Source organism: Arthrobacter sp. ISL-5 (assembly GCF_018613835.1).
In the GTDB taxonomy this organism is placed as follows: domain Bacteria; phylum Actinomycetota; class Actinomycetes; order Actinomycetales; family Micrococcaceae; genus Arthrobacter.
The window spans coordinates 61,103-80,882 of the sequence record NZ_JAGGPM010000008.1; the positions used below are offsets into that span (position 1 = coordinate 61,103).

Here is a 19,780-nt window from a genome sequence, read left to right on the forward strand (position 1 = left end):
GAAAACCCTAAGCCCGGCGGCCAGGTAATGCCCGGGCGGCGGGGGACGGACCCGATCAATGACGATCTTGTGGCCTCCGGCCACGGGGACGATGCATCGTTCTTCGCCGCCGTCTACCGGACCTACTCCCCGGTAGTCGCCGGTTACCTGAGGGCAGGCGGGGTGGACGATCCGGAAGGGGTGACCCACGACGTGTTCCTGGCGCTGTACCCGAGGCTGAGGTCGGTCCACGGCGGGGCCCAGGGCCTGAGGACTTTGATCTTCTCCATCGCCCATGCCCGTTCCGTGGACCACCACCGCCGCCGCCACAGCAGACCTGCCCTGGTCGAATACGACCCGGACCGCGACCGCCGCCGGGCCACATCCGCCGAAGATGATGCCCTCGATGGCAGCCCTGAGGCCAACGCCCTGGCGATGCTCGAAGGCCTGAGCGAGGATCACCGGGAAGTGCTTCGGCTGCGCATCATCGCGGAGTTGTCCGTGACCGAGGTCGCGGACATCATGCATAAGTCCCCAGGGGCCATAGCCCAGCTGCAGTACAGGGCACTGAAGAGCTTGCGGAATCAACAGATGGCAAAGGACGGGGTGGCGCCATGACCACCGGATACACAGTTCACGACGAGCACGTCGTCGACCTATTCCTGCTTGAAGCAGAAGCGGATGACACGACTGACCTGAAAGCAGCGCTGCTGGAGCTGCGCTCCTTCGCGGCCGGCCCACCCGTCGAACCATCTGCGAAGCTGGCCGAGCTCATGGAAACCGGACCGGCCGCCGACCTGGATGCCCAGCGGCAGCGCAGACACCGCCGTACGGCCGTCACTGCCCTGGCGGTGGCCGCATCCATGGGGATCGGCGCCGCCACCGTGGCTGCAGCCGACCCCGGCTTCCGGGAGAAAGCCCAGGAAACCATCACCACAGTGATCGACACCCTCACCCGCGGCCACTCCGGACGGACGACACCCGCCCCCGCTTCACCGGAGGCACCAGGCCATGCCCCCGACCATCCGACACCTGCCCCGAACGTGCCGGGGCGCTCCGGGAAGGAAATCGCCTCACCCGCCACCGGGGCAGGGAACTCCGGCCACGACAACCTGCCAACGGTCACCCCAGGTTCACCTCCGGAGACCACACCGGCCAAGGGAACGGAGAGCCACCCGGCAGGCCTCGATCACCAGAACACGCCAAACCGGACCCGACCCGCAACCCCGTCCACCGGTCCGCACAGCTAACACACAGGCCAGGTCCTTGCGGGCCGCTCCCGTGCGAAGCCGCGGAGGGCTCATGACAAAGACAAGGCCCAGCGTAAGTCCACGGCCGGGCCAATAACTTTCCATACCGGGCGCCGCACCTCAGTGCCGCCCGCCGAGAGGCAACGCCATGAATAACGAATATGAGTACAAGACAGTCGTCGTGGACCGCCGCCCCCGGCGGCAAGCCAAGGAGCTAAAAAAGCTGGCCAAGGATGGCTGGGAAGTTGTCTCCGTCAGGCCACGGACAGCGCTCTCATGGGGGAGCACCACAGACGACGCCACGCTCAGACGCATCCGCCAATGAACATTGAGGAGTTCCTAGGAGTGGACCGTCGCTGAACCCTGCCGCTGGATGGCGTTAGGGTGGTGCCATGACTGAGGTTTCGAACAAAAAAGCAGCTGTAGTTACCGGTGCGAGCACCGGCATCGGGGAAGCGACTGTCCGGGCGCTGAGGGCCGAAGGGTGGACTGTCTATGCGGTGGCCCGGCGCCAGGACCGGCTGGCCGCGCTGGAAGCCGAGACGGGCGCCGTCGGCATTCCGGCCGACATCGCCGAAGACGCGGACGTCGCCAAACTCCTGGCCGAAGTGACCGCGGCCGGCGGGATCGACACCCTGATCAACATCGCCGGCGGCGCCCGCGGGGCCGATCCCGTAGGACAGGCGCAGACGGACGACTGGGAGTGGATGTACCGCGTCAACGTCATTGGCACCATGAAACTCACCCGAGCGTTCCTGCCCATGCTTCGGGAACACGGCGAGGGCACGGTGCTGAACCTGACGTCCACGGCCGGGCTCGCGGCCTACGAGGGCGGCGCCGGCTACAACGCCGCCAAGTTCGCCCAGCACGCCGTGACCGGAGCCCTCCGGCTGGAGGAGGCCGAAAACAACGTCCGCGTGATCGAGGTCGCCCCCGGCCTGGTCCATACCGAGGAGTTCGCCCTCAACAGGCTGGGCGACCCCGCCGCCGCCAGCAAGGTCTACCAGGGCGTGGAAAAACCGCTGACGGCCGAGGACGTTGCGGATGTGGTGCGGTACGCGGTGTGTGCGCCGCACCATGTCAACCTGGATCAGATCGTGATCCGGCCCGTGGCGCAGGCGTCCAACTACAAGCTGATCCGCAAGCAGGCATAACGGCACCGGACGTTCACCCGGGATTCGTGCGGATGTCGGGAAGTGGTGGCCGGCTGTTGGCAACCGGCCACCACGGTGGCACGTGCACCTGCACACCACCAGAGTGGAGAACACCACATGCACACCCCGACGACGCTTGGCGCTGCCGTACTCAGCGCAGCCCTGCTCCTCGCCGTCCCGTCCCACGCACTGGCTGCGGACACCAACCCCCAGGGCGGCGACAACCACTTCGACCTCCAGGCCCACCGGGGCGGGCTGGGGCTCACGGTCGAGTCCACCCTTCCTGCCTTCGCCAAGGCGCTGGAAACCGGCGTCAGCACGCTTGAGCTTGATCTCCAGATCACCAGGGACGGGCGCGAAGTCATCACGCACGACCGCAAGATCAGCGACAAGAAGTGTGCCGACACCGCCCCCGTGACGCCGGCGGATCCGCAGTTCCCGTACGTCGGCAAGTACGTCAAGGACCTCACGTTCGGCCAGGTCCGCAGCCTCGACTGCGGCACGCAGACGCTGCCGCAGTTCCCCGGCCAGCAGGCCGCTCCGGGCGAGAAAATGCCCACCCTGGCGGAGGTGTTTGCCCTCGTGGATTCGTACCGCGCCAGCCAGGTGAGGTTCAACATCGAAACGAAGGTCGAGGCCGGCGCGCCGGAACAGACAGCACCCCGTCAGCAGTTCGTGGACGTTGCCCTGCGGGAGATCAAAGCCGCGAACATGCAGCACCGTGTGTCCGTCCAGAGCTTCGACTGGGGCGCGCTGCGCCTCGTGCAGCAACAGGATCCGCAGATCCGCACCGTTGCCCTGACCAACAAGGACTTCCTCCAGGCGGGCCAGCCCGGAAGCTCGCCCTGGCTCGGCGGCATCGACTCCGACGACTTCGGCGGGGACCTCGTGGCCTCGGCCCACCACCTCGGATTCGACGCGATCTCACCGGTGCACGGCACCCCGCAGAACGGCACCGTGCTGGACGCCAGCTACGTTCCGTACGTCACCCCGGACATGGTCAAGCGCGCCCACGCGGCCGGGATGCAGGTCATCCCCTGGACCGTGGACGACAAGCCCACCATGCGCGCCCTGATCGCAACCGGCGTTGACGGAATCATCACCGACTACCCGGACCGACTCCGCGAGGTCATGGGTGAGTCCGGCATGAAGCTCCCGCAGAGCTTCCAGCCTGTTCCCGGACACTAACGGGAGCGCCCCGGCCTAGCCGGCTGCCGGGATGCCCAGCGTGGCCATCACGGCGGCATGGTCGGTTCCGGGAACGCGGTGCACCGCGTAGCCGGAGCTACCGATATGCGGGCTAGTCACCAGGTGGTCGATGGCGATGCCGGGCAGCGGGAATCCCTGCAGGGGCCAGGTGGGTTCCATCGGCCAGGTGGGGATGAGCCTGCCGCCGGACGCCGTCCCCACGTCAACCATCTTCCGTCCGCCCGGACCGCCGTCCAGAACGCTCCGGAACTCGGCGTGGTCGTACGTGGCGTTGAAATCCCCGATCAGCAGCATGTTGCCGGGCCCAGTGGGCCCGGCAACATCAGACCGAGTCCGGCCGATGAGCTCGCCCAACGCCGCAAGGTCGCTCCGCCACTGGCCGACCCGGACGTCCACCGGCGGCAGCGCATGAACGTTCGTCACGTCGAGGGTGGCCGCGTGTCCGGCGTCCTGCAGCTGGAGCCGAACCGTGCGGATCTGGAAGGGAGTGTCCGGCACGAGGCCTACGGCCTGCATCGGGTACTTGGAATACGTCGCGCTGCCGGCGCCGTTATCCGTGGGGCTGCTGATTTTGTGCGGCAGGAGGCCACCCAGCCCCTCGGCCGCCAGCCGGTTCTCAAGGGCCTGGGTGTGCTCCTGGACGGTCAGCAGGCCCACGCCGTTCTCCCGGACCAGCCGGACGATTTCGGCCGCGTCCGCCTTGCCGAACCGGGAATTGATGGTCATGGCCGTCAGCTGGACGGTCGGGCCGGCAGGGCCCGGGGAAGAGGCCCCGGCGTCAGCCCGGCCGGCGTCGGGCGGCCAGAGCCAGAACAGCTGTGCCGCCAGCATGACGGCGGCAGCGGCCATGACCAGGACGCGGCGGCTCAGCAGGGCAAGCGCCAGGGCCGCGATGGCCGGAATCACCATCCACGGCGTGAAGGACAGCAGCTGGACCACGGGCGTCGGCCACTCCGCGGGGACGGCCCGGAAGATCGACAGGGACGCCACAGGCAGGAGCACGGCGAACGCCAGCAACTGCCAGACAACGGACCTTCGGCGCTTCGAACCGGAAGCGGCGCGTCTCGAACCTGAAGAGGCGCGGGCCGCAGGAGCCGGAGAGCGTTCGGGAGGGTTCCTGTCGGCGTCGGTCATGGGATCGAGTCTAGGCACGAGCGGTTCGCCATGCGGCGTTTTACGGCGGCTCACCGGTTATGGAGTCCGCCAGCACAGCCGTTAGACTGGTGGCATCAGCTTTGACCCGGCCATCACCGGTGAGCTTCCGGAAGAACGCCCGGCGTGCCGCAAGGCGCACCAGGCCAGTAGAACCGGACGGGTAAGCCCGTCACAGCAGCAATGAGCGGCCGACGCCGGAACTCCTGTTGGGGGACCGGTGCCGGTAAGTGAGGTGGTACCGCGGTACCGGGTTGCATTGTCCAACGCTGTTGGACACTAGCGCACGGGCCGTCCTCGCATCCTGAATGAATCCACTTGTTCACAGCTCAACCCAGGATGTCGAGATGACCTATTACCCCAAGGCCTCAGCCGCACCGTCCGGTGCAGGCGCCAAAACCTCAGGCGTGTCCGCCTCCGTGAGGTTCCCGGAGATCGAAGAACGCATCCTCAAATACTGGGACCAGGACGGCACGTTCCAGGCAAGCATCGACCAACGCCCTGCCGACCTTCCCGGCGGCGCCCCCGGCAGCAACGAATTCGTCTTCTACGACGGCCCTCCCTTCGCCAACGGCCTACCGCACTACGGACACCTGCTGACCGGCTACGCCAAGGACCTTGTGGGCCGCTACCAGACCCAGCGCGGCAAACGCGTGGAGCGCCGCTTCGGCTGGGACACCCACGGCCTGCCCGCCGAGCTGGAAGCCATGAAGCAGCTGGGCATGACGGACAAGACCCAGATCGAGGCCATGGGCATCGACAAGTTCAACGACGCCTGCCGTGCCTCCGTCATGAAGTACGCCAACGAGTGGAAGGCGTACGTCACCCGCCAGGCCCGCTGGGTGGACTTCGACAACGACTACAAGACGCTCAACGTCGAGTACATGGAGTCCGTGCTCTGGGCCTTCAAGCAGCTGCATGAGAAGGGCCTGACCTACAACGGCTACCGCGTGCTGCCGTACTGCTGGAAGGACGAGACGCCGCTGTCCAACCATGAGCTGCGCATGGACGACGACGTCTACAAGAACCGCCAGGACCAGACCGTCACAGTGACGTTCCCCATCGCGGCAGGGGAGTCCGGGCTCTCCCGGCAGCTGGCAGGGGTCCAGGCGCTCGCCTGGACCACCACCCCGTGGACCCTGCCCACCAACCTGGCGCTCGCCGTCGGGCCTGACATCACCTACGCCGTGCTGCCCGCCGGACCCAGCGGCATCAAGGCCGCCTCGCCGGAAACGCCGGTGACCGGCAGCTTCCTGCTCGCGGCCGACCTGCTGGACACGTACGCGAAGGATCTGGGGTACGACGACGGCGCTGCCGCGGCCGCCGCGGTCACCTCCACCCACACGGGTGCCGAGCTCGACGGACTCCGGTACGAGCCGCTCTGGCATGACTTCAGCGACACCGAAAAGTTCGGCACCGAGAACGCCTGGCGGATCCTCGTGGCCGACTACGTCACCACCACCGACGGCACCGGCATCGTCCACCAGGCACCCGCCTACGGTGAGGACGACCAGAAGGTCTGCGAGGAAGCCGGCATCCCGGTGATCCTGTCCGTGGACGAAGGCGCCAAGTTCCTGCACCTGTTCGCGCACGGCGACCTGCACGACATCGCCGGGCTGCACGTTTTCGAGGCCAACAAGCCCATCACCCAGGTGCTGCGCGCCCAGGGCCGGCTGGTCCGCCAGGCCAGCTATGAGCACAGCTACCCGCACTGCTGGCGCTGCCGCAACCCGCTGATCTACCGCGCCGTGTCCTCCTGGTACGTGGAGGTCACCAAGTTCCGGGACCGCATGTCCGAGCTGAACCAGGAGATCAACTGGATCCCCGGGAACGTCAAAGACGGCCAGTTCGGCAAGTGGCTCGCCAACGCCCGCGACTGGTCCATCAGCCGCAACCGCTACTGGGGCAGTCCCATCCCCGTCTGGCAGTCCACCGACCCCGAATACCCGCGGACCGACGTCTACGGTTCCCTGGCCGAGATCGAAGCCGACTTCGGCCGCCTGCCGCTGAACAAGGACGGCCAGGTTGACCTGCACCGTCCGTTCATCGACGAGCTGACCCGCCCCAACCCGGACGACCCCCGCACCCCCGAGGAGGGCCAGTCCGTCATGCGCCGCGTCGAGGACGTCCTGGACGTCTGGTTCGACTCCGGCTCCATGCCCTACGGGCAGGTCCACTACCCGTTCCAGAACGAGGCGTGGTTCGACACCCACAACCCCGCCGACTTCATCGTGGAGTACATCGGTCAGACCCGCGGCTGGTTCTACATGCTGCACATCCTGTCCACCGCTTTGTTCGACCGGCCGGCCTTCCGCAACGTGATCAGCCACGGCATCGTGCTGGGCTCGGACGGGCAGAAGATGTCCAAGAGCCTGCGCAACTACCCGGACGTCTCCGAGGTCCTGGACCGCGACGGCTCCGACGCCATGCGCTGGTTCCTGATGTCCAGCCCCATCCTGCGCGGCGGCAACCTGGTGGTCACCGAACAGGGAATCCGCGACGGCGTCCGCCAGGTCATCCTGCCGCTGTGGAACGTGTACAGCTTCTTCACGCTGTACACCAACGCGGCCAAGGGCGGTGACGGCTACGACGCGCAGCTGCGCTACGACGGCTACTCCGACACCCTCGACCAGTACCTGCTGGCCAACACCGGGGACCTGGTCCGGAACATGACCGCGCAGCTGGACAGCTACGACATCTCCGGCGCCTGCGACGAACTGCGCAGCTACCTGGACATGCTGACCAACTGGTACGTCCGCCGCAGCCGCCAGCGCTTCTTCGACGAGAACGTTGACGCCTTCGATGCGCTGTACACGGCGCTGGAGGCCGTCAGCCGCGTGTCCGCCTCATTGCTGCCGCTCGTTTCGGAGGAGATCTGGCGCGGACTCACCGGCGGCCGCTCCGTGCACCTGGCCGACTGGCCGGACGCCGGGCTGTTCCCGGCCAACCCCGCCCTCGTGGAGGCGATGGACCGGGTCCAGCAGATCTGCTCCACCGGCTCCTCGCTGCGCAAGGCCGCGAACCTCCGTGTCCGCCTGCCGCTGCAGGAACTCACTGTGGTGGCACCCGGTGCGGATGCGCTGGAAGGGTTCGCCGCCGTCGTCGCCGACGAGCTGAACCTGCGGAGGGTGCGCATGCTGGACGCCGCCAGCGCCTCCCCGGAGGAATTCGGCATCGAACAGAAGCTCGTGGTCAACGCCCGGGCCGCCGGGCCGCGCCTGGGCAAGAACGTCCAGCTGGCCATCAAGGGCTCCAAGTCCGGTGACTGGTCCGTGTCGGATGCCGGCGTGGTGACCGCGGGCGGGCTCGAACTGGAGCCGCAGGAATACACGCTGGAAACGGTTGTGGCGGGGTCCGAGAGCGGTTCTGCGACTGCATCTTCTGCTGTCGCAGTATTGCCCGGCGGCGGCTTCGTGGTGCTCAACACCGAGGTGACCCCGGAGCTTGAGGCTGAAGGGCTGGCCCGGGACATGGTCCGCGCCATCCAGCAGGCACGCAAGGACGCCGGGCTGAACGTCAGCGACCGGATCCGGACCACGGTCACGGCCGCGCAGAACGTGCTGGACGCGCTCCTGGCGAACGCCGAACTGGTCAAGACCGAAACCCTGACACTGGAACTGGACACCGTTCCAGCCGACTCCGGGGAACCCCGCATCACCGTCGAAAAAGCAGAGGCCTAAAACACATGACCGACGAATTCTCCGTGGAGAGCGTCTACGCCGAGCTGCTGGGCCGGGCGCCGGAAAACAAGATGGAGCCGCGGCTCGCACCGCTGTTCCGCGCCATGGATGTGCTGGGGGAGCCCAACAAGGCGTTTCCGATCATCCACGTGACCGGCACCAACGGCAAAACATCCACGGCACGGATGATCGAGGCGGGCCTCCGGGCCCACGGCCTCAGCACCGGCCGCTACACGAGCCCGCACCTGTCCAAGGTCACGGAGCGGATCAGCATCGATGGTGCGCCGGTCTCGGATGAGACGTTCGTCCGGATCTGGGACGAGATCCGCCCGTACCTCGAGATCGTGGACAACGAACTGCTCGCCGAGGAACAGCCAAAGCTGACGTACTTTGAATGCCTGACCATCCTCGCGTTCGCCGTCTTCGCCGACCAGCCGGTCAACGTGGCGGTCATGGAGGTCGGCCTGGGCGGCATCACCGACGCCACCAACGTGGGCGACGGCCAGGTAGCCGTGGTGACGCCTATCTCGCTGGACCACACGGAGCTCCTTGGCGACACCACCGAGGACATCGCCTACGAGAAGGCCGGCATCATCAAGCCCGGCGGCTTCCTCATCAGCGCCGCCCAGCCCGTTGACGCCGCCCAGGTGCTGCTGGAAAAGGCCAAGGAGGTCCAGGCGCCGTTCCGCTTCGAAGGGGTGGAATTCGGCGTCGAGTCCCGGCAGGTCGCCGTCGGCGGGCAGGTGGTGACCATCCAGGGCATCGCCGGACGCTATCCGGAGCTGATGGTTCCGCTGCACGGCGCCCACCAGGCGGAGAACGCGGCCGTGGCCATCGCCGCGCTCGAGGCCTTCCTGGGCGGCGGCGACAAGGAGCTCGACGCCGAGGTGCTGCAGGAGGCGTTCGCCACTGTCACCTCGCCCGGACGGCTTGAGGTGGTGCGCACCGCGCCCACCATCATCGTGGATGCCGCCCACAACCCGGCCGGCATCCGTGTTTCGGCCGAGGCCATCAAAGAAGCCTTCAGCTTCAGCAAGCTCGTGGTGGTTGTGGGAGTCCTCAAGGAAAAGGACGCCGAGGAGATCCTGCGCCAGCTCAAGGAATCTTTGGGCGACCTTGCCCAGGAATACTGCTTCACCCAGTCGAATTCACCGCGGGCGGTACCCGCCGCGGAACTTGCGGAGACCGCCGTCGACCTTGGCTTCGGCGAGGAAAACATCCACATCGCCGAGAAGCTCGACGACGCCCTGGAGTGGGCCGTGGAGCGCGCCGAAGCCAACGACGACCTTGCCGGAGGTGTGCTGGTCACGGGCTCGATCACCCTCGTCGCTGATGCCCGCATACTGCTCGGAAAGTCGGACGCCTGATGGCGCGGCTCACCAAGGCCCAGCGCGAGTGGCGGCCGGGCATGCCCAAAAAGCGGCGTTCCACCAAGATCATGTTCGCGTCCACCGTTCTGCTGCTGGAAGCGTTCGTGGCTTTCTTCGCCACCTTGGCAGTGTTCGGACTGCGCCGCAGCGAGATTTCCCCGGTGCTGATTCTTTCGGTTGGCATCGGGCTGAGTGTGGTCCTGATCCTGGCGTGCGCCGTCCTGTCGAAGCCGTGGGGCGTGGGGCTGGGCTGGATCCTCCAGCTGGTGCTGATCCTCCTCGGCTTCGTCGAGCCCGTGATGTTCCTCGTGGGTGCGCTGTTCGCCCTCGCCTGGTGGTACGGCATCCGGACCGGCATCCGGATCGATGCTGAGGCTGCCAAGCGGGCGCGCGAACAGGCCGAATGGGACGCCGCGCATCCGGCCGGCGCCGGCAATGAAGGCACCGGCCAGAACCCGTAGACTTACCCGGAAACCCACAACCAACCGCATTGGAGCAGCTGTGAGCATTGAGCGCACCCTCGTCCTGATCAAGCCCGACGGCGTCACCCGCAACCTGACCGGCGAGATCCTCAGCAGGATCGAATCCAAGGGCTACACCCTGGCCGAACTCAAGAAGGTCCACGCCAGCCGTGAGCTGCTGGAGCAGCACTATGAAGAGCACGTGGGCAAGCCGTTCTATGAGCCGCTGGTTGAATTCATGCGCAGCGGCCCGGTCGTCGCCGCGATCTTCGAGGGCCACCGCGTCATCGAGGGCTTCCGCGTCCTGGCCGGCACCACCGACCCCACGACGGCGGCGCCGGGAACCATTCGCGGCGACTTCGGCCGCGACTGGGGCCTGAAGGTCCAGCAGAACCTCGTCCACGGCTCGGACTCCGTGGACTCGGCCGAGCGCGAAATCAAGATCTGGTTCTAGGTCCCGCCCGCCGGTAAAAGCGCGAACTGGCAGCTAACGCCCTCAAAAGCTGATTTTGAGGGCGTTAACTGCCAGTTCGCGCTTTTTCTTTGGCTTAGAAACCGGACGTGCCGATGAACACCTGGATGAAGGCGAAGAAGATGGTGGCGATTACGGCGACGTACAGCAGCGCCGTGATGATCCAGCCGGAATCTCCCGCGATCCGGACCACTCCGGCCGGAGCCGGGATGACGCCATGGACGGTGTTGCGCACTGTCACCCAGACGAACAGGGGAATCATGACGGCCCACACCACCATGCAGAACGGGCACAGGATGCGGATCTCGTAGAGTGCCTGGAACCACAGCCACACCACGAACGCGAAGCCCAGGGTCACGCCCGTCTGCAGCCCCATCCAGTACCAGCGGGCGAACTTTGCGCCGGACAGCAGCGCCATTCCGGTGGTGATAATGACGGCAAAGGCGACGATCCCGATGAACATGTTGGGGAAGCCGAAGACCGAGCTCTGCGGTGTCTGCATGACCTGGCCGCACGAGATCCACGGATTCACATCGCAGACCGTGGTGTGGTTGGGATCCTTGAGTACTTCCAGCTTTTCCAGCACCAGGATGCCCGATGCAAGCCACCCCACAACCCCGGTGATGACCAGCAGCCAGCCGAAGGGCCGGTCGCGGGTCATGGCAGGGAGGGCGGCCCCCGCCGTGGCGGGGGTGCGATCGGATTCGTCGATGTAAGCGGTTCCGGAATCCGTGCCGGCGGAAGGCGAAGTGCTGGGCATGGGGATGGCGTCCTTTGTCTTGGGTGCTCCTGCCGAGATTGTATCGCCGCCAACTGGGAGCATCCTTGTGCTCCCGGCAGCGGACGCCTCCATTGACCGCCTTTGTCACGCACTTACAGCGTTTTTGAACGGCGGTGTGAGAGAATAAACGTGGCTGGAGCGCGAACCACATTCGAACTCCGGTCCGGTGGCTTGTTCCCAAGACCGCCAATGAGGAGCAGTGAAGGCTCCGGATTCCTAGATCCGGCCTCCCGCATTCCATTGGACGGCACCTGGTTGTGGATTGCAGAAACAACGGGTTCCAGTAACATCCCCGCCGGCCTTTCAGGGCTGCCGCACCCCACTGCCGGTGCGAACCTGAGGGTATCCAATTGACTTCTGTCAACGCCCGCGGGTTTTGACAATATGTGCCCCAATGGGTGCCGGATGTGGCGGCATGTCAGGGGCAGGAGTGTCGCCACATATGGATAATGACCAGGTAATAGCCGTTAACGAAGAACAGGCTGCCAACGAGGAAGCGGCAGCCGCCGAGGCCCCCAGGAGGGCCACCCGGACCCGGCGCAAGGCAGCGCCCAAGGCAAAGGCAGCGGACACCGACTCCGCGCCGATGCTTCCGGAACTCCAGCAGCCCGCCGCCACCGAGCCCGTGCCGGCCGAGCAGGCGGAGAGCGGGCAGGAGGCTCCGGCCGCCGAGCCCAAGGCTCCCGTGCGCCGAACCCGCTCGCGGAAGAAGGTGGCGGAGGAGCCGCTGCCCGCTTTCGCCGGCGAAGCCGGTGCTGAGGCGGTCACGACGGAAGACGTCGTTGCCGCTCCCGCTGAACCCGCCGCCGTCGAGACCGTAGCAGCCCCGTCCGCCGTCGAAGCCGCCGCCGAGCCCGAGGCCGAGACTAAGCCGGTGCGCCGCCGCCGCGTGGCCAAGCCCAAAACCGTAGCGGCAACCGAAGCCGCCGCCGCGGAAACGCCCGCTCCGGAGGAAGCTCCGGCCGCTGCCGTCGAAACCCCGGCAGCACAGACGCGGGTTGAAGAGACCACCGTCGCGGAGATCCAGGCCGAGGCAACGGCTGCCGCCGCGCCCGCAGGCGCCGAGGAGGAAGCCCCGGAAGAGGCGCCTGAAGAAGAGGCGCCCGTGGGATCCCTCTTCCTGGAACCGGCGTCAGTCACGTCGATCATCTTCCAGGCTCCCGACCTGAACAAAGTGATCCGCCCGGCTGCCGTTCCGGCCGCAGCGGAGGACAGCGACGCCGAAGGCGGCGAGGACGAGCAGGAGGACGACGGCGGACGCCGCCGCCGCCGCAGCCGCGGACGCCGCGGCCGGAACCGCGCTGACCGCGACATCACGGACCGCGACGACTCCGAAGTCGACGCGGGAGGCGCCGATGCTGCCGAGGACGCCGACGAAGAGACCGCCGGCCAGGCCGACGACGGCGTGACGTCCCGTCGCCGTCGCCGCCGCCGCCGCGGCGACCAGGACCTTGAACTCACCGGCGGGGGAGACGACGACCCGCCCAACACCGTGACCCGCGTCCGTGCCCCCCGCGCCGTCAGCGAGGCACCGGTCAACAACCGCGTCACGTCCGTCAAGGGCTCCACCAGGCTCGAAGCCAAGAAGCAGCGCCGCCGCGAATCCCGCGACACCGGCCGCCGCCGCACCGTCATCACCGAGGCCGAGTTCCTCGCCCGCCGCGAATCCGTGGACCGGCAAATGATCGTGCGCCAGCGCGACGACAGAATCCAGATCGGTGTCCTAGAGGACGGCGTGCTGGCCGAGCACTTTGTATCCAAGACGCAGCAGGACTCCCTGATCGGCAACGTGTACCTGGGCAAGGTCCAGAACGTGCTGCCGTCGATGGAAGCGGCCTTCGTTGACATCGGCCGCGGACGCAACGCCGTCCTCTACGCCGGCGAAGTGAACTGGGAAGCCGTTAATCTCGAGGGCAAGCAGCGCCGGATCGAGAACGCGCTGAAGTCCGGCGACTCCGTCCTGGTCCAGGTCACCAAGGACCCGGTTGGCCACAAGGGCGCCCGCCTCACCAGCCAGATTTCGCTGCCCGGCCGCTACCTCGTCTACGTGCCCGGCGGTTCCATGACTGGCATCTCCCGCAAGCTTCCCGACGTCGAACGCAACCGCCTGAAGCGGATCCTCAAGGACCGCCTGCCGGAGAACGCCGGCGTCATCGTCCGCACCGCGGCCGAAGGTGCCTCCGAGGAAGAACTCACGCACGACATCAACCGCCTCCGTGCCCAGTGGGAGGGCATCGACAGCCAAGCCAAGTCCACCAAGGTGCTCGCCCCCGAGGTTCTCTACGGCGAACCGGACCTGACCATCAAGGTGGTCCGCGACGTCTTCAACGAGGACTTCTCCAAGCTCATCGTCTCCGGCGATGAAGCCTGGGACACCATCGAGGCCTACGTCACCTACGTTGCTCCGGACCTGGTTGGCCGGCTCGAGAAGTGGACCAAGGACGAGGACATCTTCTCAGCTTGGCGCATCGACGAGCAGATCCACAAGGCCCTGGACCGCAAGGTGTTCCTGCCCTCGGGCGGCTCGCTGGTGATTGACCGCACCGAGGCAATGACCGTGGTGGACGTCAACACGGGAAAGTTCACCGGCAGCGGCGGCAACCTCGAGGAGACCGTCACCAAGAACAACCTGGAGGCCGCCGAGGAAGTGGTCCGCCAGCTGCGCCTGCGCGACATCGGCGGCATCATCGTGATCGACTTCATCGACATGGTGCTGGAATCGAACCGCGACCTCGTGCTTCGGCGCATGGTCGAGTGCCTCGGCCGGGACCGGACCAAGCACCAGGTTGCCGAAGTGACCTCGCTGGGTCTCGTCCAGATGACCCGCAAGCGGATGGGTACCGGGCTGCTGGAGGTCTTCGGGGAGCAGTGCGAGACGTGCGCCGGCCGTGGCGTCGTCACCCACGACGAGCCCGTTGAGCACCGCCGGGCCAACATCGTGGCAGCCGAACACCACGTGCACCGTGCAGAAACCCAGCCGCCGGTACGGACCGACCGGAAGCGCCGCCGCGGTAAGGGCGGGCAGGTTTCTCCTGACGGCGCCACGGCGGCTCCGGCTGCTGTCCACCCGGAGCCCACCGAGGCGGAGCGCCACGCCAAGGCCGAGGCCACCAGGGCGGCCCTCGCCAACATTGCAGCCGCAGCCCACGCCGCGCACCTGCATGAGGATGCCGCCCATAGCGCCGCCGGCGACGCCGCCCGTCGGGACGTGCCCGCCGCGGCCGCCCCGGAAAGCCCCGTTGTACACCGTGCCCCCGAGACGGAGAGCGCTTCCGGCCGCCCGGGTGCCGTGCTGACCTTTGGCGGCGAGAAAGTGGTGCTGCCGTTTGTTGAGCACGCCGACGAGCCCGCCAAGGAATCCCCGGCACTGACCCTGGACCGGCTGGAGGAAGCGTTCGCCCACCTCGGCGAGCCGGCGGCTTCGGCCGGGGACAACGCCCCGGCAGCTGCTGAGGCGGCCACTGCCAGTGCTGCGGCCTCCGCTGCTCCGGCAACGGAACGTCCCGCCACGGCAGCTTCGTCTTCGGACGGTGACCGTTATGAGGACCACTCAGCCCTGCAGCCGCGGGCCCGCCGCCCGCGCCGCAACCGTAGCGCCAGCCGTGCCCAGGGCGCAGCCAACGAAACGTCGGTGGAGCACCATGAGACGGCCCCGGCAACAGCCGCCGGGCACTCACACGAGGCCAAGGCTCCTGAAGCGGAAAAGGTGGCGGCCGCCAAGCCGGCCAGCGAACCGATCATTCTCGGAGTGGGCGTACCCGCCTCAGAGCTCTGAGCTGACCTGTCATGACGGGGGCCGGTGCTGCAGCTGCAGCACCGGCCCCGGTTGGTTAAAGCCCGGTTCGCTTTATGCGGCGGCTGTCGTAATCCGAAACGCAGTGTCGGCATCGGAGTTAGCGGCTAGGCTGGGGGACTGACACGGGGTGCCGCGCGAGGTGCCGGCTGAGATCCAAACCCGTTGAACCTGTCCGGTTAGCACCGGCGAAGGGATGTCTCCTTTGTCTAAAGCATCTGTCCTGCCCGCGCCCGCCTTCGCTTCTGCCGTCAGCGACGTCGGCACCACCGCGGCCTCGACCCGGAACGTTCCCCGCGTCCTGGCCATCGCCGGCTCGGATCCGTCGGGCGGCGCCGGCATCCAGGCGGACCTGAAAAGCATCGCAGCCAGCGGCGGATACGGAATGGCCGCCATCACGGCCCTGACCGCCCAGAACACCAGGGGGGTGAGCGGCGTCCATGTTCCGCCGGCGCCGTTCCTGACCGCGCAGCTGAACGCCGTCAGCGACGACATCAGCGTTGACGCCGTGAAAATCGGGATGCTCGGTGACGAGCAGGTGATCACCGCGGTCCGCAGCTGGCTGGAGAAGGTCCGTCCCGGCGTCGTGGTCCTTGATCCGGTCATGGTGGCCACGAGCGGCGACCGCCTGCTGCGGGAGTCCGCCGAGGCGGCCCTCCGCGCGCTCCTCCCGCTGGCTGACCTCATCACCCCCAACCTGGCGGAGCTGGGCATGCTGCTCGGCGAGCCTGAAGCCGTCAGCTGGTCCGAGGCACTGGAGCAGGGCAAGCGGCTCGCGGCCGGAACCGGGGCCACCGTCCTGGTCAAGGGCGGACACCTCGACGGCGATGACTGCCCCGATGCCCTGATCAACACCGGGGGCCTGCTGTCCGCCGACGTCGTGGTGGTCGACGGCCAGCGCATTCAAACGCGCAACAGCCACGGCACGGGATGTTCGCTGTCGTCGGCCATGGCAACGGTTCAGGCGCGGCTGGGGGACTGGGAAGCTTCCCTGCGGGCCGTCAAACCGTGGCTTGCCGAGGCCCTCCGCACGTCCGGGCAGCTGGAGGTGGGCAGCGGCAACGGACCGGTGAATCATTTCCACCACCTGCCGTCCGGTGGACTTACGTCCGGCGGCCTGACGCCGAGCGGCTCGACGACGGCCGCGCTGCGGCGGGAGGGCGACTTCGCGGAGCTGCTCCGCGCCGTAGCGGCTGCCGAGCTCGAAGCAATCTTCCGCCTGGGCTTCATCAAGGGGCTGACGGACGGCACGCTTCCGGAGAAGGAGTTCGCCTACTACCTTGCCCAGGACGCCATTTACCTCAACGGCTACTCGCGCGTCCTGGCACGGGCCAGCGCCCTGGCCCCCACTGAATCCGAACAGCTGTTCTGGGCCCGGTCGGCGCAGCAGTGCCTCGAAGTCGAATCAGAGCTCCACCGCAGCTGGCTCAGCACCCGGACGGTGCAGGCGGAACTGGGCCCCGTCACGAAGGCCTACGTGGACCATCTGCTGGCTGCCTCGGCGTCCGGCAGCTACGCAGTCCTTGTGGCCGCGGTCCTGCCCTGCTTCTGGCTCTACGCCGACGTCGGGGAGACCCTGCACGCGCAATACGTTGCAGCCGGCGCGCCTGCCGGGCACCCGTACGCCGAATGGCTGCGGACCTACGCCGACGAGGAGTTCGCCGCCGCCACGAGAAAGGCCATCGGCATCACCGACGCGGCCGGCCTCGCCGGGTCACCGGCGGAGCGGGAGGCCATGGTGACCGCCTTCCGGCAGTCCTGCCGCTACGAGGTGGAATTCTTCGACGCGCCGCGCCTCCATAGCTGACCGCGAACGGGATCCCGACCCGGTAGGATAGTCGCGCACGGTTACGGCAAGTCGGTGCGGCAGTCCTTGTGGCGCCTATCACGGACAACCCGCCGAAACCAGCCTCGTTTGCGGCCGAAGGCAAAATTAGCGTATTCTAGATCTTCGGTGCTTACGCCAACACTTGGGTTATGACCCCGGGAACCGTCCAATCGGAATAGTTCTTGGGATAGCTCACGGGTCCCCTCTGGGAATCCACGGCGTTGAGGCACAGCGAGAGCCAGGCCAAACAATTTGACCCGGGTTCCGCACGCAAATTTAGTAATAAACGTCGAGAGAAGTGAGTTCCCAAGTGGTGTACGCGATTGTCCGCGCAGGCGGCCGCCAAGAGAAGGTTTCCGTTGGAGACTTCGTTACCCTGAACCGCGTCGCCGGTGGAGCTGGCAGCACCATTGAGCTGCCCGCACTGCTCCTGGTGGACGGTGACAAGGTCACCTCCGCAGCTGCGGACCTGGCCAAGGTAACTGTTACGGCTGAGATCCTTCAGGACCTTCGTGGTCCGAAGATCGTCATCCAGAAGTTCAAGAACAAGACCGGTTACAAGAAGCGCCAGGGTCACCGTCAGGAACTGACCAAGGTCAAGATCACCGGAATCAAGTAACCACCGGTTACTGTTCAGGTTTTCAGCAGATTCCCCAGAATTTAAAGGCAGGCATTCCAAATGGCACATAAAAAAGGCGCGAGCTCCACTCGCAACGGTCGTGACTCCAACGCCCAGTACCTCGGCGTGAAGCGCTTCGGCGGCCAGGTAGTTTCCGCAGGCGAGATCATCGTCCGCCAGCGCGGCACCCACTTCCACCCCGGTGCAGGCGTTGGCCGTGGCGGCGACGACACCCTGTTCGCACTGCAGGCCGGCGCTGTCGAATTCGGCACCCGCCGCGGCCGTCGAGTCGTGAACATCGTTGCTGCTGCAGCTGCAGAGTAACAACAAGATCTGAACCGGTGGAGCGGGCCATGATGGCCCGCTCCACTGTTCTTTTAACCGCATTACAATCAATTTGGGTGTCCAAGACAGCCAGGTTAAGCACAGAGGAGATTTACCGTGGCGAGCTTTGTAGACCGGGTAGTACTGCACGTATCCGGCGGTACCGGCGGCCACGGCTGTGTCTCCGTCCACCGTGAGAAGTTCAAGCCGCTGGGCGGCCCCGACGGCGGCAACGGCGGCGACGGCGGCGACGTCATCCTCCGGGTTGACTTCCAGACCACCACGCTGCTGGACTACCACCACGCCCCCCACCGGCATGCCACCAACGGCGGCCCCGGCATGGGTGACTGGCGGGGCGGCAAGAACGGCGAGACGCTCATCCTTCCCGTTCCCGACGGCACCGTCGTGAAGACCAAGGACGGCCAGGTCCTTGCCGACCTCGTGGGCGAAGGCACCGAATTCATTGCGGCCGCCGGCGGCCAGGGCGGTCTGGGCAACGCCTCGCTGTCCTCGCAGAAGCGGCGGGCGCCCGGATTCGCCCTCCTGGGCATCGAGGGCGACTCCAGCGACATCGTGCTGGAGCTCAAGTCCATCGCCGACATCGCCCTGGTCGGGTTCCCGTCCGCCGGCAAGTCGAGCCTCATCGCGGCAATGTCCGCCGCCCGTCCCAAGATCGCGGACTACCCCTTCACCACCCTCATCCCCAACCTCGGCGTGGTTCAGGCCGGCGAAGTCCGGTTCACCATCGCCGACGTTCCCGGACTCATCGAGGGTGCCAGCGAAGGCAAGGGCCTGGGCCACAACTTCCTCCGCCACGTGGAGCGCTGCGCCGCGTTGGTGCACGTTTTGGACTGCGGTACGCTGGAATCTGACCGCGACCCGCTCTCCGACCTCGCAATTATTGAAGCTGAGCTCGAAAAATACGCCGTTGACATGAGCTATGCCGGCACTGACGGCGAAGTTGTTCCCCTTAACCACCGGCCGCGGCTGGTCGCCCTGAACAAGGTCGATCTGCCGGACGGCAAGGACATGGCTGAATTTGTCCGACCTGAGCTGGAATCCCGGGGATACCGCGTTTTCGAAGTCTCAGCCACCAGCCATGAGGGCCTCCGCCAGCTTGGTTTCGCCATGGCCGAAATCGTCAAGGCTGCCCGCGACACGGTGGCCGCCACACCGCCCAAGGTCCATGCTCCGATCCTCCGCCCCCGTGCGGTGAACGCGGCCGGATTCAGGATCCGCCGCGAGGAAAAGAACCTGGAGCCGCTGTTCCGCGTTCTGGGCGAGAAGCCCGTGCGCTGGGTCAAGCAGACCGACTTCACCAACGAGGAAGCCATCGGCTACCTCGCCGACCGCCTCGCCAAGCTTGGCGTGGAAAACGAGCTGTTCAAGCAGGGCGCCAAGCCCGGCGACACCGTGGTGATCGGCGAGGACGACGGCGTCGTGTTCGACTGGGAGCCGACCATGATGGCAGGTGCCGAGCTGCTCGCTTCACCGCGCGGCACCGATGTCCGCTTCGCAGACATCGGCGACCGTCCCACGCGTGGACAGAAGCGCGACGAACAGCAGGAACGCCGCGACGCCAAGGCCGCGGCACGCGCCGAGCTGGAGGCCGAACGCAAGGCCGGGATCTGGACCGAGTCAGTCAGCGGGCGCCGCGCCGCACGGCCGCTCAAGGAGAGTGGACTGAACACCGAAAATGAGGAGTGAA

The 19,780-nt window shown here is 66.8% G+C and carries 16 protein-coding genes and 1 riboswitch; of the genes, 14 read left to right on the top strand and 2 right to left on the bottom strand.

The features are described 5' to 3' along the window. Window positions 1-27: 27 nt before the first annotated feature. The 5 genes from J7I89_RS04945 to J7I89_RS04965 all read left to right on the top strand — a co-directional run bounded on the left by J7I89_RS04945 (window position 28) and on the right by J7I89_RS04965 (window position 3,571). Complete coding sequence (locus J7I89_RS04945; RefSeq protein WP_214967847.1) at window positions 28-597, top strand: RNA polymerase sigma factor; 570 nt, start codon at window positions 28-30, stop codon at window positions 595-597. After that, window positions 594-1,229, top strand: coding sequence for a hypothetical protein (locus J7I89_RS04950; protein ID WP_214967849.1), 636 nt, complete (start codon window positions 594-596; stop codon window positions 1,227-1,229). Before J7I89_RS04945 ends, J7I89_RS04950 begins: the two co-directional genes overlap by 4 nt. Window positions 1,230-1,377: 148 nt before the next feature. Beyond that, on the top strand, window positions 1,378-1,554 hold the full coding sequence (locus tag J7I89_RS04955) for a DUF4177 domain-containing protein (RefSeq protein ID WP_214967851.1): 177 nt from the start codon (window positions 1,378-1,380) through the stop codon (window positions 1,552-1,554). Window positions 1,555-1,621: 67 nt separating this feature from the next. Beyond that, a complete protein-coding gene (locus J7I89_RS04960) occupies window positions 1,622-2,383 on the top strand; it encodes an SDR family oxidoreductase (RefSeq protein ID WP_214967853.1) in 762 nt (253 codons plus the stop codon). A gap of 117 nt (window positions 2,384-2,500) precedes the next feature. Further along, a complete protein-coding gene (locus J7I89_RS04965) occupies window positions 2,501-3,571 on the top strand; it encodes a glycerophosphodiester phosphodiesterase (protein ID WP_214967855.1) in 1,071 nt (356 codons plus the stop codon). Between the two features lie 15 nt (window positions 3,572-3,586). On the opposite strand, the gene J7I89_RS04970 is transcribed toward J7I89_RS04965, so the two are convergent. Continuing rightward, window positions 3,587-4,726 carry an endonuclease/exonuclease/phosphatase family protein gene (locus J7I89_RS04970; protein WP_251044940.1) on the bottom strand — a complete coding sequence of 380 codons (1,140 nt, stop codon included), beginning with the start codon at window positions 4,724-4,726 and terminating at the stop codon, window positions 3,587-3,589. Between the two features lie 365 nt (window positions 4,727-5,091). Here J7I89_RS04970 and ileS point away from each other — a divergent pair, with 365 nt between their 5' ends. Genes ileS through ndk form a run of 4 tightly spaced genes read left to right on the top strand, consistent with a single transcriptional unit; the run spans window position 5,092 to window position 10,709 of the window. Then, on the top strand, window positions 5,092-8,424 hold the full coding sequence (ileS, locus tag J7I89_RS04975; RefSeq protein ID WP_214967856.1) for an isoleucine--tRNA ligase: 3,333 nt from the start codon (window positions 5,092-5,094) through the stop codon (window positions 8,422-8,424). Between the two features lie 5 nt (window positions 8,425-8,429). Then, the gene (locus J7I89_RS04980; protein WP_214967858.1) at window positions 8,430-9,791 is read left to right on the top strand and encodes a folylpolyglutamate synthase/dihydrofolate synthase family protein; all 1,362 of its coding nucleotides are present in this window, start codon (window positions 8,430-8,432) and stop codon (window positions 9,789-9,791) included. Then, window positions 9,791-10,255 (top strand): DUF4233 domain-containing protein, encoded by a 465-nt coding sequence (locus J7I89_RS04985; protein WP_214967861.1) that lies wholly within the window; start codon window positions 9,791-9,793, stop codon window positions 10,253-10,255. The genes J7I89_RS04980 and J7I89_RS04985 overlap by 1 nt, the downstream gene beginning before the upstream one ends. A 40-nt stretch (window positions 10,256-10,295) precedes the next feature. Beyond that, window positions 10,296-10,709, top strand: coding sequence for a nucleoside-diphosphate kinase (ndk, locus tag J7I89_RS04990; protein WP_214967864.1), 414 nt, complete (start codon window positions 10,296-10,298; stop codon window positions 10,707-10,709). Between the two features lie 94 nt (window positions 10,710-10,803). Here the strand turns inward: ndk and J7I89_RS04995 are convergent, their stop codons facing one another. Then, window positions 10,804-11,487 carry a vitamin K epoxide reductase family protein gene (locus J7I89_RS04995; RefSeq protein ID WP_214967867.1) on the bottom strand — a complete coding sequence of 228 codons (684 nt, stop codon included), beginning with the start codon at window positions 11,485-11,487 and terminating at the stop codon, window positions 10,804-10,806. 463 nt (window positions 11,488-11,950) lie between these two features. On the opposite strand from J7I89_RS04995, the gene J7I89_RS05000 reads away from it, so the two are divergent. From J7I89_RS05000 to obgE, 5 genes are all read left to right on the top strand, one after another. Next, the gene (locus tag J7I89_RS05000; protein ID WP_214967868.1) at window positions 11,951-15,283 is read left to right on the top strand and encodes an Rne/Rng family ribonuclease; all 3,333 of its coding nucleotides are present in this window, start codon (window positions 11,951-11,953) and stop codon (window positions 15,281-15,283) included. 134 nt (window positions 15,284-15,417) lie between these two features. Continuing rightward, window positions 15,418-15,515, top strand: a riboswitch (TPP riboswitch). After that, window positions 15,498-17,108 (top strand): bifunctional hydroxymethylpyrimidine kinase/phosphomethylpyrimidine kinase, encoded by a 1,611-nt coding sequence (locus J7I89_RS05005; protein WP_214967871.1) that lies wholly within the window; start codon window positions 15,498-15,500, stop codon window positions 17,106-17,108. (Overlaps the previous riboswitch by 18 nt.) 331 nt (window positions 17,109-17,439) lie before the next feature. After that, a complete protein-coding gene (gene rplU / locus J7I89_RS05010) occupies window positions 17,440-17,748 on the top strand; it encodes a 50S ribosomal protein L21 (protein WP_003803420.1) in 309 nt (102 codons plus the stop codon). A gap of 60 nt (window positions 17,749-17,808) precedes the next feature. Beyond that, window positions 17,809-18,072 (top strand): 50S ribosomal protein L27, encoded by a 264-nt coding sequence (gene rpmA, locus J7I89_RS05015; RefSeq protein ID WP_003803426.1) that lies wholly within the window; start codon window positions 17,809-17,811, stop codon window positions 18,070-18,072. 117 nt (window positions 18,073-18,189) lie between these two features. Next, on the top strand, window positions 18,190-19,779 hold the full coding sequence (gene obgE / locus J7I89_RS05020) for a GTPase ObgE (RefSeq protein WP_214967874.1): 1,590 nt from the start codon (window positions 18,190-18,192) through the stop codon (window positions 19,777-19,779). Window position 19,780: the final 1 nt, after the last annotated feature.